The 14214-nt window shown below is 63.0% G+C and carries 14 protein-coding genes; 3 read left to right on the top strand and 11 right to left on the bottom strand.

What is annotated here, in order from left to right:
• Positions 1 to 76 precede the first annotated feature (76 nt).
• A complete protein-coding gene (locus tag JET17_RS22365) occupies positions 77 to 298 on the bottom strand; it encodes a DUF3820 family protein (RefSeq protein ID WP_012316204.1) in 222 nt (73 codons plus the stop codon).
• Between the two features lie 201 nt (positions 299 to 499).
• Here JET17_RS22365 and JET17_RS22360 point away from each other — a divergent pair, with 201 nt between their 5' ends.
• Positions 500 to 976: a ferritin-like domain-containing protein gene (locus JET17_RS22360; protein ID WP_012316203.1), complete on the top strand. Its 477-nt coding sequence runs from the start codon at positions 500 to 502 to the stop codon at positions 974 to 976.
• Here the strand turns inward: JET17_RS22360 and JET17_RS22355 are convergent.
• From JET17_RS22355 to JET17_RS22325, 7 genes are all read right to left on the bottom strand, one after another.
• Positions 973 to 2469, bottom strand: coding sequence for a sensor domain-containing diguanylate cyclase (locus JET17_RS22355; RefSeq protein WP_012316202.1), 1497 nt, complete (start codon positions 2467 to 2469; stop codon positions 973 to 975). The genes JET17_RS22360 and JET17_RS22355 overlap by 4 nt on opposite strands.
• Positions 2470 to 2728: 259 nt before the next feature.
• Positions 2729 to 4063, bottom strand: a complete 1335-nt coding sequence (locus JET17_RS22350) for an OprD family porin (RefSeq protein WP_012316201.1) — start codon at positions 4061 to 4063, stop codon at positions 2729 to 2731.
• Positions 4064 to 4267: 204 nt separating this feature from the next.
• Positions 4268 to 4489, bottom strand: a complete 222-nt coding sequence (locus JET17_RS22345) for a hypothetical protein (protein ID WP_012316200.1) — start codon at positions 4487 to 4489, stop codon at positions 4268 to 4270.
• Between the two features lie 131 nt (positions 4490 to 4620).
• Positions 4621 to 6033, bottom strand: a complete 1413-nt coding sequence (locus tag JET17_RS22340) for a heavy metal sensor histidine kinase (RefSeq protein WP_012316199.1) — start codon at positions 6031 to 6033, stop codon at positions 4621 to 4623.
• Positions 6008 to 6682 carry a heavy metal response regulator transcription factor gene (locus JET17_RS22335; protein ID WP_012316198.1) on the bottom strand — a complete coding sequence of 225 codons (675 nt, stop codon included), beginning with the start codon at positions 6680 to 6682 and terminating at the stop codon, positions 6008 to 6010. The genes JET17_RS22340 and JET17_RS22335 overlap by 26 nt, the downstream gene beginning before the upstream one ends.
• Positions 6683 to 6691: 9 nt before the next feature.
• Complete coding sequence (locus JET17_RS22330; RefSeq protein ID WP_012316197.1) at positions 6692 to 9784, bottom strand: multidrug efflux RND transporter permease subunit; 3093 nt, start codon at positions 9782 to 9784, stop codon at positions 6692 to 6694.
• The gene (locus tag JET17_RS22325; RefSeq protein ID WP_012316196.1) at positions 9781 to 10944 is read right to left on the bottom strand and encodes an efflux RND transporter periplasmic adaptor subunit; all 1164 of its coding nucleotides are present in this window, start codon (positions 10942 to 10944) and stop codon (positions 9781 to 9783) included. The genes JET17_RS22330 and JET17_RS22325 overlap by 4 nt, the downstream gene beginning before the upstream one ends.
• A gap of 479 nt (positions 10945 to 11423) precedes the next feature.
• On the opposite strand from JET17_RS22325, the gene JET17_RS22320 reads away from it, so the two are divergent.
• Complete coding sequence (locus JET17_RS22320; protein ID WP_042111742.1) at positions 11424 to 11675, top strand: hypothetical protein; 252 nt, start codon at positions 11424 to 11426, stop codon at positions 11673 to 11675.
• A complete protein-coding gene (locus tag JET17_RS22315; RefSeq protein ID WP_012316194.1) occupies positions 11672 to 11923 on the top strand; it encodes a DUF3077 domain-containing protein in 252 nt (83 codons plus the stop codon). Before JET17_RS22320 ends, JET17_RS22315 begins: the two co-directional genes overlap by 4 nt.
• A 112-nt stretch (positions 11924 to 12035) precedes the next feature.
• On the opposite strand, the gene JET17_RS22310 is transcribed toward JET17_RS22315, so the two are convergent.
• The 3 genes from JET17_RS22310 to JET17_RS22300 form a co-directional block, all read right to left on the bottom strand.
• Positions 12036 to 12770 carry a YkgJ family cysteine cluster protein gene (locus tag JET17_RS22310; RefSeq protein WP_042111741.1) on the bottom strand — a complete coding sequence of 245 codons (735 nt, stop codon included), beginning with the start codon at positions 12768 to 12770 and terminating at the stop codon, positions 12036 to 12038.
• Entirely contained in the window at positions 12767 to 13078 is a 312-nt protein-coding gene (locus JET17_RS22305; protein WP_012316192.1) for a hypothetical protein, read from the bottom strand. The genes JET17_RS22310 and JET17_RS22305 overlap by 4 nt, the downstream gene beginning before the upstream one ends.
• Before the next feature lie 96 nt (positions 13079 to 13174).
• Positions 13175 to 14074 carry a chemotaxis protein gene (locus JET17_RS22300; RefSeq protein WP_012316191.1) on the bottom strand — a complete coding sequence of 300 codons (900 nt, stop codon included), beginning with the start codon at positions 14072 to 14074 and terminating at the stop codon, positions 13175 to 13177.
• Between the last annotated feature and the right edge of the window lie 140 nt (positions 14075 to 14214).

Raw genomic sequence — 14214 nt, 5'->3', positions numbered from 1 at the left:
GTCGGCTTCCCCAGGTACGCCACTGCTCTCAAGGCCAAGGGTGTACCTGTGGAGCCGGTGATAGTCCGCAACCGGCTCAGCGCCGATGCTTTTGCCGCAACGGCACCAGCAGATCCCCCAGGCCGTTGTGATCGACCTCGTGCATCAACGCCAGCAACCCACCCAGCTCACCCGCCGGAAACCCCTTGCGCGCAAACCATGCCAGGTAGTCACCCGGCAGGTCGGCAATTATCCGGCCTTGGTATTTGCCGAAGGGCATGGTGCGGATTACCAGCAGTTCAAGGGTTTCCGGTTTCATCGGCAGTGCCTGGCAGTGGAAGTGCGCCGACCATACTGCAATCTGCACGAGCGCCCAAGCGGCAATCATGCATAACGCCGTTTTTCAGTGTTTTGTACTTGCCTATAACTTCTTGTTTTTTAAGTGTTTTTACTTATTGCGCGGCTTGGCACGAAGGCTGCTCCTGTTTACATGACTATTACCTGCCAAGGAGTTTCAGCCATGAGCGACCTCAACAAAGACGTAATCGACGTGCTCAACAACCTGATCGAGTACAGCAAGGACGGCGAGAAAGGGTTCAAGGAGTCGGCCGATGATGTGAAAAATCCGGAGCTCAAAGCGTTCTTCGTCCAGCGCGCTGGCGAATGCGCCAATGCAGCAGGCGAACTGCAGAGTGAAGTGCGTCGCCTGGGCGGCGACCCGGAAACATCCACCAGCATCAGCGGCGACCTGCACCGCGGCTGGGTAAACCTCAAGTCGATGGTTACCGGTAAGGATGAAGAGGCCGTGCTCAACGAAGTAGAACGCGGCGAAGACCATGCCCTCAAAGCCTACAAGGAAGCGCGTGAGAAGCTGGTCAAGCTGGGTCGCTCCGTCAGCGATTCGAGCTATATGCTCGTGGAAAAGCAGCTGCAGGGCGTACAGCGTAACCACGACCAGGTGAAGGCACTGCGCAACGCCGCACGCGCCCGCTCCTAATCCGCAGGGCCCTCTACCCGGTTTCGGCCCTTGGCCTTGGCCCGGTAGAGCGCCTCGTCCGCGGCACCCAGCATGGTCGTCAGGTCTTGTTGGGTGCCGGGGGTGTGGACGCTGATGCCGATACTCACCGTCACCGCGTGTGCATCATCGGCAAAAGGTGCCAATGCCTCGACTCGGGTGCGGATCCTCTCTGCCAACAAGCGGGCGCCGGCCAGTTCGGTTTCCGGCAAAACCACCTGAAATTCCTCACCCCCATAACGCGCCGCCAGGTCCGCCGGGCGTCGTATGCACTGTTCGATCGTCTTGGCCACTTCACGTAAGGCGTGATCGCCTCCAGCGTGCCCATGGCGCTGGTTGAAGGCCTTGAAGTGATCCACATCCACCATCAGCACGGCCAACGGTTTACGGTTGCGCTGGGCGCGCGCCCATTCCTGGCGTAACACCTGATCCAGCCGGCGACGGTTGGCCAGGCCCGTCAGGCTATCCGTTGCTGCCAGCGTGGCCAGACCCTGCTCGGCCTCATGCCTGCGGCGCAATTCGCGGCCCAGCAGCAGGGTGAGCCAGAGAATGCCAATGCACAGCACGCCTGTGGCGATACTGACCACCAACGCCGTGCGGCGCCATGACTGGAACACCTCATCGCTTGAGTGCACCACCAGTATGATCAACGGCAGCTCGGCGACCCGGGCGAAGGTGTACATGCGCTGGGTGCCATAGATGCTGGAGCGGGCTGTAAAGCTGCCGCTGCGCTCGCCCAGGATGCGTTTGAAGTTGGGGCGGTCGGCAAAGCTGGTGCCGATCAACGGGTCCTGGTCGCGGCGCGGCTGGCGGGCGAGCAACTGGCCGTCGACGTTGAGCAGGTTGATGCTGCTTTCATGGCCGATATCAAGGCGCTGGAACAGTTCGCTGAAATAGGAGAGGCGCAGGGCACCGGCGGCCAGCCCGGCAAAGCTGCCATCGGCTGCGGAGATGCGCCGGCTGAAACTGATGCACCAGTCAAGGTCGCCGAGCCGTGCCTTGAAAGGCGGGCTGATCAACAAGCCCAGGCCAGGGTCGCGGCGATGGGCCCGGAAGTCGAAGGTGTCGGCGAAATTGGCCTGGCGCGGGGTGACGCTGGTGGAGTCGCCCACGACGTCGCCATTGGCATTGAGCCAGAGAATATCGCCGCGCACCGGGGCCGCGAACGTCTGGTTGAAGAGGATCTGTTGGCGCAGGTTGGGCGCGACCTGCAGCAGTTCGGGATGCTGCACCGCCCAGATCAGCCCGCGCAATGATTGGTCGTAAAGTTCGACATTGCGCAGGATGTCGCTTTCTATCAGCTGGACGATATTGCTGGAGGAGCGGATGGCCGATTGCTCGACACTCTCGCGCTCGCGCCCCAACAGGTAACTGACGATGCCCACGATAGCGAGCACGGCGATGCAACTGCCCAGATTGAGGATCAGCTCGGGGTGCGACCTGTAGAGTGCGAGACGCGGTAATCGAGTGGGCATGCGCGCTACTGCTGAGGCAGGGCCGGTTGCGGCGGGCGACATTCTAGGGAAGTGGTGATTGTCGGACAAGATTTGTCCGACGGAATCGTGCATTGGGCTGCTACGCAGCCCATCGCCGGCAAGCCAGCTCCTACCGAGACCGCGCAATTCTTGAGGTCTGCGCTTTCCCTGTGGGAGCCGGCTTGCCGGCGATGGGCCGCAAAGCGGCCCCCTCCTACCGGTCTGCACACACCGTGTGGGGCTGACTTGCGGTCTCAGGTCAGAACACGTTCAACGGATAATCGACGATCACCCGCAGTTCGTCGTTATCGCTGTTGCTGTCGATCGACGCATAGCCCTGGCCGCCGCGGTGTACGGCATAACGCACCAGCACCGACAGGTCTTTGAAGTCGCCTTGCTGGAACACGTATTTCACGTCCAGGTCACGTTCCCAGTGCTGAGCGTTCTTGCCGTCGGCGCGGTAGTAGTCGTAGTGGGTGTTGCCCTGGTCAGCCTTGGTCAGGTCCGCCTCGCCACGCGAGTACGACACGGTGGTGGTCAGCCCTGGCATGCCGAGCCCGGCGAAGTCATAGCCGTACTGCAGCTTCCACGAACGCTCGTTGGGCGCGTTGAAGTCCGAGTACATGCGCGAGTTGTCCAGGTACACGCTGTCGCCCAGGTTGATGTAGTCGAACGGCGTGTCGCCATTGACCCGCTGGTAGGCGGCAGTAACGCTGTGATAGCCGGCATTGACGGTGAAGTGCACGCTGTAGGTATTGTTGTCGATCTTGCCCAGCAGCGCCTGGCCGGTGTCTTGGGTGTGGTAGAAGTGCACGCCCGGGTTGAGGCTGACCAGGTCGTTGACCACGTAGGTGTAGTCGAAATCAGCGTAGTACTGGTTCCAGATATCCTTCAGCTCGGCGGCGTAAAGGTTGGCAGTGATGTTCTCGGTGCCGCTCCACGACGCACCAGCCCAGTTCAGATGCTTGCTTTTGTCGTGCTCATCCAGCGAGCCGTAGTAGGTGTCGATACGGCGGTGGCCGCTCTGGTTGTACGGCTTGGTGAAGCTGACCTGGCCACCTTCGAGCAGCAGGCCGTCGATGCTGGTATTGGTCAGGCTGACGCCACGGAAGGTCTGCGGCAGCATGCGGGTTTCGCCGCCGGCGATCACCGGGTTGGTAAGGAACAGGTCACCGGCCTTGAGTTCGGTGTCGAAGGCCTTGAGCTTGACCGCCGCGCCTGCGGTGGAGAACGAGTGCGGGGCGGCGCCCAGTTCGCCGTTGTCCTTCACGTGTTCGGGCAGGATGCTGGTGCCGGCATGGCCGCCACCGCCATCGAGCTTCAAGCCCAGCATGGCGTGCGCATCGAGGCCAAAGCCGATTACGCCTGGCGTGTAGCCCGACTCGAAGCGGGCAACCGCGCCTTGGCCCCACTCGCGGGTGTCGCGCACGCCGCTGTTGTGGTTGTCGCGGTTGAAGTAGGCGTTACGAAAATGCAGGTTGAAGGACGAGCCTTCGATGAAGCCATCAGCCTTGTCTTCATCTGCCTGGGCGGCGAAAGGCATCGTTGCGGTCAATGCAATGAACAGCGGGGTAACACGAAACGCGGAAGGCACCGGTACTAGCTCCTTTGGTCTGACGGTGGGGCAGTTTTTATTTTTGAATGTGCAACTTTCTTGTTAGAGAAATAACGGCCGGGCTGATCGTCAAAGCACATAAAAAAAGCCGCTGATCGGCAGCGGCTTTAAAAGGCTAACATATCGGCACCGGCGGTGCCCATGGTGTAGCCGGGGGGAAACGGGAGCGGCATCGTTGCGCGATCAGCTCTCGGCATTGGCGTCGATGGAAACCTTGGAAGCTGTCTGTTTTGCATCTTTGCCTGCGTCGGCCTTGTGCGCTACGGCCTCGCGGGCTTCCTGGTGAACAGCAGCAAGCTCTGCATTACGGGCGACGAAAGCCGGGGATTCTTCGGCCATGGCCAGGGGCGACAACAACAGGGAAGACAGAACGAAAACGCTGGCAATACCCATACTGTTGGACATGTTGAAACTACCTTCTTGCGGTGCAAGTGCTAATGGAGACAGGGCTAAAGTTAGTCTCTTCATTGCCTTGGAAACAGCACCGGGCGCGATAAGCACTGTTGCGCAAAAGGTAACTATCCCTGCGAAAAACATTAGATCTTTGCCGCAAACCCCTGCAGTTGAGCGTTTGGCAGGCGAATGCCGAAGGTGTTGGCACCCGCCTCGCTGCGCACAAAAACCTCACCCCCATGCATCAGCGCAATCGCCTTGACGATGGCCAACCCCAACCCGTGATTGCCCCCGCCACTGTTGCTGCGCGCCGCATCCACCCGGTAGAACCGCTCGAACAGCAGAGGCAGGTGATCATCGTCGATAGCCGGCCCTGGGTTGCTCACGGCAATGCTGACCTGCTCCGGCCCGGCATCGATATGCACGCGGATCACTTGGTGCGGTGCGGTATGCTGCACGGCATTGTTCAGCAGGTTGATCAACGCCCGGCGCAACTGGGCTTTTTCGATGGGGGCCTGGGCATCGCCGCTGACAGTGACGCTGACCTGGGCGTCTTCGAGGATGTAGTCGAGGTAATCGAGGGTGGTGGCCACTTCCTCGGCCAGCGATACCTGGGTCAGGGCAGTGGCCTTGCTGCCCTGGTCGGCGCTGGCCAGGAACAGCATGTCGTTGATGATGCTGCGCAGGCGTTCGAGCTCTTCCAGGTTTGATTGCAGCACTTCGAAGTAGTGTTCGGCGCTGCGCCCCCGGGTGAGGGCGACCTGGGTCTGGCCTATCAGGTTGGTCAGCGGCGAGCGCAGTTCGTGGGCAACGTCGGCGTTGAACGCTTCCAGCTGCGAATAGGCCTGGCTGACCCGGTCGAGCGCCGCGTTGAAAGCGCCGGCGAATTGCGCCAGTTCCGGGGCCAGGTTGACGGTTTGCAGGCGGCCATCCAGGCGTGGGGGGGCCAAGGCCTGTGCCTCGTTGGACAGCGCCAGCAGCGGGCGCAGGCCAATGCGCGCCACCCAGTAGCCGAGCACCGAGGCCAGCAGCACACCGAGCACCGCCAGCCCGACGATGGCCACCAGCAGGCTGTGCTGAGCCTGCCAGAAGGTCTCGGTATCAATAGCGATCAGAAAGCGCAGTGGCGGGCGAGCGCCCAGGGCCGGCAACTCGCTGACCAGCACCTTGTAAGGGTAGGGCCGGTCAGGCAGGCGCAGGTCGCGCATCCCTTCAGGGCCTTCGGCAAATGCGCGGACCCGTTCGCTGGGGTGGCCATATTCGAACGCCGGGTCGCTGCCGACCACCCAGAAGCGGATACGTTTGTCTTCCTCGCTGAGCAGGTTGAGCTTGTTGCGGATCTTGGCCCAGTGCTCGGGGCTGCCGTAGCGATTGAGGGTGGATTCGAGCACGCTGAAGCGGGCGTCCAGCTCGGCCGCCGGCAGCATGTCCAGGCTATGGTCGACCTGGCGGTAAAGTGCCGAGCCGATAAACAGAAACACGCCCATCGCCACCAGAATGAACAGCGCCGACAGGCGCAGTGCGATGGAGTTAACCGGCACGGTTTTCCAGGACATAGCCCATGCCTCGGATGGTATGCAGCAGCTTGTTGTCAAATGGCCCGTCGAGCTTGGCGCGCAGGCGCTTTATGGCCACTTCGACGACATTGGCATCGCTGTCGAAGTTGATGTCCCAGACCAGCTCGGCGATGGCTGTCTTGGAGAGTATTTCGCCTTGGCGCCTGGCCAGCACGCTGAGCAGCGAGAACTCCTTTGCAGTCAGGTCCAGGCGTTGGCCGCCGCGGCTGGCCTTGCGCGCCATCAGGTCGATCCACAGGTCGCCGACCTGCACCTGCAGTGGCTCGTGGCTGCCGCTGCGGCGAGTCAGGGCCTGCAGGCGGGCGACCAGTTCAAGGAAGGAGAACGGCTTGCCAAGGTAATCGTCGGCACCTTCGCGCAGCCCGTGGATGCGGTCCTCGACGCGCTCGCGGGCGGTGAGCATGATCACCGGTGTCTGCTTACGGGCACGCAAGGCACGCAGCACGCCATAGCCATCCAGACCCGGCAGCATCACATCGAGCACGATCACCGCATAGTCACCTTCAAGCGCCAGGTGCAGGCCGTCGATGCCGTCCCGTGCCAGGTCGACAGTGAAGCCTTGCTCGCTCAGGCCGCGATGCAGGTAGTCAGCGGTTTTCTCTTCGTCTTCGATGATCAGCACACGCATGGTCTTGTCTCAGTAGGTCCTTGGCGCGACCGCGCTGGCGGCCTTGCGGCGATGGAACAGGCGCTCCAGGGCCAAGTATATGACCGGGGTGGTGAACAGCGTCAGGGCCTGGCTGACCAGCAGGCCGCCGACCACCGCGATACCCAGCGGCTGGCGCAGCTCGGCGCCAGCGCCAAAGCCGAACATCAGCGGCACCGCGCCGAGCAGGGCGGCCATGGTAGTCATGATGATCGGCCGAAAGCGCGTCAGGCAGGCCTGGTGAATCGCCTGCTCGGGCGTCAGACCATGGCGGCGCTGGGCTTCCAGGGCGAAATCGATGAGCAGGATGCCGTTCTTCTTGACGATGCCGATCAGCAGCACCACGCCGATCAGGCCCATGATGCTGAAGTCCTGGCCCATGGCCCACAGCAGTAGCAACGCGCCCAGGCCCGCCGAAGGCAGGGTCGAGATGATGGTCAGCGGGTGCACCAGGCTCTCGTAGAGCACCCCAAGGATGATGTAAACCGCCACCAGTGCGGCGAGGATCAGCCACGGCTGGCTCGACAGCGAACTCTGGAAGGCCTGCGCCGCGCCCTGGAAGTTGCCGCTGATCGAGTCGGGCATGCCCAGTTCGCGCTGGGTGCGTTCCAGGATCGCCACTGCATCGCCCAGGGCCACGCCGGGGGCCAGGTTGAACGAGAGGTTGGCGGCCGGGAACAGACCGTCATGGCTGATCGACAGCGGCCCGGTGCTGGGCGCGGCGACATGCGCCAATGCCGACAGCGGCACCATTTCGTTGGTCAGGGGCGAGCGCAGGTAGAAGAAATTCAGGCTTTCGGCCTTGCCGCGCTGTTGGGCGTCCAGTTCCAGGATCACCTTGTACTGGTTGGTCTCGGTCTGGAATTCGCTGATCTGCCGCTGGCCAAAGACGTCGTACAGCGCCTGGTCGACGTCGGTGGTGGTCAGGCCGAAGCGGGCCGCAGCCTGGCGGTCGATGTCGATGCGGGTAACGCTGGCGCCCAGTTGCAGGTCGTTTGACAGGTCGCGCAACGCCGGGTTTTCGCGCAGGCGCTCGGTCAGGCGTTGGGTCCACAGGTTGAGGGCGACGCCGTCGTTACTTTTGAGCACGTACTGGTACTGGGTACGTGACGGGCCGGAGCTCAGGTTGATGTCCTGGCCGGCGCGCATGTACAGCACCACGCCAGGCACTTGCGCGAGTTGCGGGCGCAGCCGGTCGATCAGCTCGCTGGCCGAAACATCGCGCTCGCCGCGGGGCTTGAGGGCGATCCAGAAACGGCCGTTGGCGATGGTCTGGTTGCTGCCGGTAACCCCTACCGAATGGGAGAAGGCCCTCACGGCGGGGTCGGCTTCGATGATTTTCGCCAGTGCCAAGTGCTTGTCGATCATCGACGGGTATGACACATCCGCTGCCGCTTCAGTGGTGCCGAGAATGAAACCGGTGTCCTGCAGGGGGAAGAAGCCCTTGGGGATGGCCACGTAGCCGATCACCGCCAGGGCCAGGGTCAGGCCGAACACGCCGAGAGTCAGGCGCTGATGGGCCAGCGCCCGGTCCAGGCCCTTTTCGTACCACTTCAGCAGCCGTTCACCGAAGCCGCCATGGTGCTCCGTGGGCGGGCGACGCATGAACAGCGCGCACAGGGTCGGTGCCAGGGTCAGCGACACCACCACCGAAATCAGAATGGTGGCTGTGGCGGTAAGGGCGAACTCCTTGAACAGCCGGCCCACCACGCCGCCCATGAACAGCAGCGGAATGAACGCGGCAACCAGCGAGAAGCTGATCGACACCACGGTGAAGCCGATTTCGCCTGCCCCTTTGAGCGCAGCAGTGCGGCTGTCTTCGCCGGCTTCCAGATGGCGGTGGATGTTCTCCACCACCACGATGGCGTCGTCCACCACAAAACCGACAGCAATGACGATGGCCACCAGGGTCAGGTTGTTGAGGCTGAAACCGAACACGTACATCAGTGCGCAAGTGGCGATCAGCGATACGCCCAGCACACTGGACACCACCAGGGTGGCTGACCATTGGCGCAGGAACAGCGCCATCACCCCGATCACCAGGGCTACGGCGATCATCAGGGTCAGTTCCACCTCATGCAGCGACGCGCGGATGGTCTGGGTACGGTCCTGCAGCACCGATACCTCGACCGAGGCCGGCAGCATCTCCTGCAGCTTGGGCAAGGCGCCGAGCACGCGGTCCACGGTGTCGACGATGTTGGCGCCAGGCTGGCGGAACACCACAAGGTTCAGGCCCGGCTGGTTGCCAGACCAGGCTTTGACGTAGGCGTTCTCGGCGCCGTTGATCACCTTGGCCACGTCCTGCAGGTGCACCGGGGCGCCGTCGCGGTAAGAGACAATGAGCCTGGCATAGTCCTCGGGGTGGAACAGCTGGTCGTTGGCGGCGATGGTCGACACGCTGTGCTCTCCATACAGGGCGCCCTTTGCCAGGTTCAGGCTGGTCTGCTGGATGGCCAGGCGCAGGTCGGCGAGCGTAAGGCCCATGGCGGCGAGCTTTTCCGGCTGGGCCTGCACACGGATGGCCGGGCGCAACTGGCCGGTGATGTTGATCAGGCCGACCCCTTCGATCTGGCTCAGCTGGCGTGCCAGCAAGGTTTCGGCATAGTCGCTCAGGTCGTTGCCGGGCATCTGTGCGGAGCTGACGGTGAGTACCAGCACCGGGCTGTCGGCCGGGTTGACCTTGCGCCAGGTCGGCGGGTTGGGCAGGTCCTGGGGCAGGCGGGCGGTAGCCGTGTTGATGGCCGCCTGGACTTCCTGGGCGGCAGTGTCAATGTTCTTGTCGAGGGTGAACTGCAGGATCAGGGTGGTCGAGCCCAGTGCGCTGCTGCTGGTCATCTGGGTCATGCCGGGGATGGCGCTGAACTGCACCTCCATCGGCGTGGCCACCGAAGAGGCCATGGTTTCCGGGCTGGCCCCAGGCAACTGGGCGGTGACCTGTATGGTCGGGAAGTCGGCTTCTGGCAAGGGCGCCACGGGGAGCCGGGGAAAGGCGATGGCGCCCAGCAGTACTAGGGCGAAGGTCAGCAGCAGGGTGGCGACGGGGTGGTCGATGCACCAGGCCGACACGCTGTTGCGGCTATTCATGGCTGGCTCCGGCGGTCGGCCATTTCCGACGGCGGCGGTGCGTCCGGGGTGACCTCCACGCGAGAGCCCGGCTTGAGCCGCGACTGACCATCGAGCACCACACGCTCGCCCGGCTTGACCCCGGCAATGATGTTCAGGCCACTGTCCTGGTACAGCACCTTGACCGGCACACTGGTGACCTTGTCGCCGTCCAGGCGGTAGACGAAGTGGCCGTCGACGCCGCGCTGCACCACTGGCGGCGGCACCACCAGGGCGTTTTCTTCCACGGCAGTGCGCAAACGGATGGTCACCAGTTGCCCCGGCCACAGCCGGCCGTCCTTGTTGTCGAACTCGGCCTTGACCCGCACCGTGCCGGTGTTGGCCGAAATCTGGTTGTCGATCAGGGCCAGGTGGCCTTCACCCAGCAGGTTGCTTTCGCCATCGGCGTCCATGTAGGCCTGCACCAATGCGGGCGTGGGCGCCTTCAGCAGGCCCTGCAGGGTTGGCAGCATCTGTTGCGGCAGGGAGAACTCGACCGCGATGGGGTCGATCTGGGTCACGCTGAACAGGCCCTGGGTATCGCTGGCGCGCACCAGGTTGCCGGGGTCGATGTTGCGGATGCCGACACGCCCGGTGACAGGGGAGCGAATCTGCGTGTAGGAGAGCTGGACTTCGGCATTGGCGATGGCGGCCTGGTTGCCTTTTACGGTGGCTTGCAGCTGATTGACCAGCGCCTGTTGCTGGTCGAGGGTCTGCTTGGACACGCCGTCATCGCTGCTGAGCAGGCGGTAGCGCTTGAGGTCGACGCCGGCCACCTGGATTTGAGCCTGGCTCTGGCCGAGCTGGGCGCGGGCCTGGTCGAGGCTGGCGCGGATGCTGCGATCGTCCAGGGTGGCCAGCAGGTCGCCTTGCTTGACCCACTGGCCCTCTTTGACCAGTACCCGGGTCAGCACCCCTTCGACCTGCGGTTTTATTTCGACGCTGTGCAGCGACAGCACGGAGCCGATGGCGCTGGCGTAGCGCGGCACGTCCTGCTGGGCGACGCTGACCACGCGCACCGGAATGGCGCTTTGGGCGCGCGCAACCGGCGCCTCCTGGCGCTGGCCATACCAGATGCCAAGTGCTGCGAGGGCGAGCAGGGCGGTGGCGGCCAGCAGGAGAGGGCGGGTAGGACGTCGCATCGGCGCGGGCACCTTGGCCAAGAGGAGGGGGCGGTTATTGAAGCTTATAGCGCTGTGACCGGGTCGGCAGCGTGACAGCTGGCTGACAGCGCTGACAGGTTGGGGGCAGTTGGCAGCCCTAACGCGATCCTGACTGATTCATACCTCTGCTCCCCTTGATCCGTAAGAAGATTCTGAATCTGAAACCAGATGCTTCAAGAGCGCAGCCATGACGAATTATCCTACGCGCTCTGTCGGATGGCGTCTGATAGGCGGGGAACTGTTTCAGCGATAACTTCACGGTTCGCCACAACGGCGAGCGGCCGTGAGAAGCCGCAGCTGTATCCAGGATGCCATTTTTCATGGCAGCCGTGCGTGTGCGGGCTTCGGTCCGGGCCGCGGTTCCTGGACGCGGTCTTCTCACCTCGCGTACGGCTGCCACCCAATCCGTGAGAAGAACAAGGTGGTCGCTTTCCAATAGCATCTTCAGGAAAGTCATCATGAAAAAAATCGTTCCCGATCCACCGGACTCATTCCCGATCCCTTACATCACAATCATCGCCGACCTCTCCCCGGAAGACGCCAGGTCTCACGCTGCCGCGCTGATGGACTGCCTCTGTAAAACCAGCCAGCTCTACCTCGACACCGAAGCCGAAGACCATCGCTACGCGCTGCTGGAAAACCTCGGCATTCTCACTGAACTGCTGCGTGTCCTTGTCGCCCATATGGCGATGCAAGGAGATCATCCATGAGTGATGAACTGAAATCGCGCAGCACAGCCGGCAAGGAAACATTCCTCGAGTTGTACGCCATCCAGCCGGGCATACCGCTCGATCATGCTTTCGACGAGCTGTCGGTCTTGCTCGGTTGTATCCGGCATTTGAGCGAGGAAGCCGAGATGGAAGGCAACATGATCGCAGGCAGTGCGGCACGCATTCTCAGTGCCATGGCCAAAGCACTGATCAACGACATGGAAATGGGCATGAACCGCAGCGCTTAAGCGGTTGTGGGGCCGCTTTGCGGCCCATCGCCGGCAAGCCCGGCTCCCACATGGGGATCGCCAGCAAGCCGGGCTCCCACAGGGAGATCGCCGGGATTTGGTGCTGGCTTTGCTAGAAACCGATGAAGGCGTAGTACTGCGAAGGCGTGTCGCCAGCCTGCAAGCCCTGCGCCTGCAGTTTGGCCAGCAGGGCGGTGTCCTGCACGTGCAGCGCCCACGGCGCATCGTGCGGTGGCGGTACATCCGCCAGCGCCGCAGCCAAGGCGCCCATGTCCGGAAGGTAGGCCGTGAAGCCATTGCCCTTGAGCGCGCTGATGGTCATGCCCAAGGCCTGGCACACGGCAACCTTGGCCGCGATGTCATCACGATCTGCCTGCCGGGACGCTTGCACGAGTGCCAGCAGCGCCGGGTCCACCGGCAACGAACCATGAATCAGCTCAGGCCCTTGCTCCCAAGCCTCGGGCGGGCAGTCCTTGTTCTCTGGCCTTAGCGGAATGTGCGGGTTGATTTCCACCGGGTAGATGCGACAGACCAGCGGCCGGCTCTCGTAGATGGTGCACAGGTCGTTTTCGTCCAGGTTGCGGCAGCGCCCAGGGTTGAACGCGGCAAAGGTCACCGAAACCCGTACCTCGCTGTCACCGCAAGGCACCGGGTGCGAGCGGCGCAGCACATGCTCACGCTGGTCTGCCGGCATCCCCGGGCCATCCTCCACAAAGGCTTCGATCAGCACCACCACCTGGCCGCCGGATGCCGCCCACTGGCGCGACTCGGCCAGGGTCAGTGGTACATGGTGGCCGGTGCAGCACTTGCCACAGCCGGTACAGGCAAAACGCAGAGAGTCGTTCACTTGGCGTCTGGGTTCCATTCGCTGACGAAGGCCCGCTGGTGCTGGCGGTCGTACAAGCACAGCTCGGAGCCGGTGCGTTGCTGCATGTGCGTTTGTGGATACACCCCTTCGATGACCAGGGCGCTGAAGCCGACCTGGTCATCGAACTCTGCGGGCTTGCCGCGGGCGTGGGCATCCTTGAACTGGCTGGCGGCCAGGCAGGCCTTGAGCATCTGCTGGCGTTGTTCGTTCCAGGCCTGGCTGCTGGAGGCCTGGGCAACACCGCTGAAAAGGGCGCAGGCGATCAGGAGAGAGCTGAAAAACTTCATACGCTGTACCGTGAAACGTTCGAGGGGGGGAAGTATGACCGAGTCATCCCTGGCAACAGGCCAGGGAGTTTGTCGCTGAATATGACAGCACGGCCATCATCGCTCGGCAAACACTACCGTGCGTGCCGCCACCACCAGGCAATCGGTCAGCTCCGGTGAGGAGAACTTGGTCAGGATGGCATTGGCCCCCGCCAACCTGGCCTTCTCGGCACTCATCGCGCTGTCCAGCGAGGTGTGCAGCAGCACGTAGAGGTGCTGGAAGTCCGGTGTTTCGCGCAGGGTGCGGGTGAAGGCATAGCCGTCCATCTCCGACATCTCGATGTCGGACACGATGATGTTGATCTCCTGCGCGGTGCCCTGCAGCTCCAGCAGCACGTTGATTGCATCCTTGGCGCTGCGTGCGGTGTGGCAGTCGATGCCCAGGTTACGCAGGGTGTGCACCGACTGTTGCAGCGCCACCTGGCTGTCGTCCACCACCAGGATGTTGGCGGCGGCCAACAGGCTGGCGTCTTCTTCGTTCAGCTTGCCCGGAGCGGGCTCCGGCTCCGGCGGGGCGATGGCATGGATCACCTTTTCGATGTCCAGCACCTGCACCAAGGTATTGTCGACACGGGTCACGCCGGTGATGAACGAGCGGTTGCCCGAGCCAAAGGGCGGCGGCTTGATGTCGGTGCTCAGGCAGTGGATGATGCGGCTCACTGCCTGCACATGCAGGCCCTGGCGCGAGCGGCTGATCTCGGTGACGATCAGGCAGCCACCGTCCGGGTCGGCCAGCGGGCGTTCACCGATGGCCCGCGACAGGTCGATCACCGACAGCGGGTTGCCGCGCAGCGTCGCCACGCCTTTCACGTGGGGGTGCGATTCGGGCAACCTGGTCAGCGACGGGCAAGGGATGATCTCGCTGACCTTGAGCAGGTTGATTGCCATCAGCTTGCCGCTGCGCAGGGTGAACAGCAGCAGGGACAACGCGTCCGCGCGGGCATTTTGCGTGGCCATGGTGACCTTCATGGAAGACAGGGGATAACCGGTTATCGGCCTGTTCGGGCTGGGCTTTAACTTGGCGGCAGCCTTTGCTGGCCCTATCGCCGGCAAGCCGGCTCCTGCAAGGTCACCAGTGCGCCAACGGCTTGTGCAGT

This window comes from Pseudomonas putida (genome assembly GCF_016406145.1).
Lineage (GTDB): Bacteria > Pseudomonadota > Gammaproteobacteria > Pseudomonadales > Pseudomonadaceae > Aquipseudomonas > Aquipseudomonas putida_E.
This window is presented reverse-complemented; position numbering and strand designations above follow the sequence as displayed.

What these genes read in the sequence shown, in the direction of transcription:
- JET17_RS22360 (WP_012316203.1), top strand. Translation starts at nt 500, where the DNA reads ATGAGCGACCTCAACAAAGACGTAATCGACGTGCTCAACAACCTGATC.
- JET17_RS22300 (WP_012316191.1), bottom strand. Translation starts at nt 14,074, where the DNA reads ATGGCCACGCAAAATGCCCGCGCGGACGCGTTGTCCCTGCTGCTGTTC.
- JET17_RS22335 (WP_012316198.1), bottom strand. Translation starts at nt 6,682, where the DNA reads ATGCGTGTGCTGATCATCGAAGACGAAGAGAAAACCGCTGACTACCTG.
- JET17_RS22330 (WP_012316197.1), bottom strand. Translation starts at nt 9,784, where the DNA reads ATGAATAGCCGCAACAGCGTGTCGGCCTGGTGCATCGACCACCCCGTC.
- JET17_RS22315 (WP_012316194.1), top strand. Translation starts at nt 11,672, where the DNA reads ATGAGTGATGAACTGAAATCGCGCAGCACAGCCGGCAAGGAAACATTC.
- JET17_RS22305 (WP_012316192.1), bottom strand. Translation starts at nt 13,078, where the DNA reads ATGAAGTTTTTCAGCTCTCTCCTGATCGCCTGCGCCCTTTTCAGCGGT.
- JET17_RS22355 (WP_012316202.1), bottom strand. Translation starts at nt 2,469, where the DNA reads ATGCCCACTCGATTACCGCGTCTCGCACTCTACAGGTCGCACCCCGAG.
- JET17_RS22320 (WP_042111742.1), top strand. Translation starts at nt 11,424, where the DNA reads ATGAAAAAAATCGTTCCCGATCCACCGGACTCATTCCCGATCCCTTAC.
- JET17_RS22325 (WP_012316196.1), bottom strand. Translation starts at nt 10,944, where the DNA reads ATGCGACGTCCTACCCGCCCTCTCCTGCTGGCCGCCACCGCCCTGCTC.
- JET17_RS22345 (WP_012316200.1), bottom strand. Translation starts at nt 4,489, where the DNA reads ATGTCCAACAGTATGGGTATTGCCAGCGTTTTCGTTCTGTCTTCCCTG.
- JET17_RS22365 (WP_012316204.1), bottom strand. Translation starts at nt 298, where the DNA reads ATGAAACCGGAAACCCTTGAACTGCTGGTAATCCGCACCATGCCCTTC.
- JET17_RS22340 (WP_012316199.1), bottom strand. Translation starts at nt 6,033, where the DNA reads ATGTCCTGGAAAACCGTGCCGGTTAACTCCATCGCACTGCGCCTGTCG.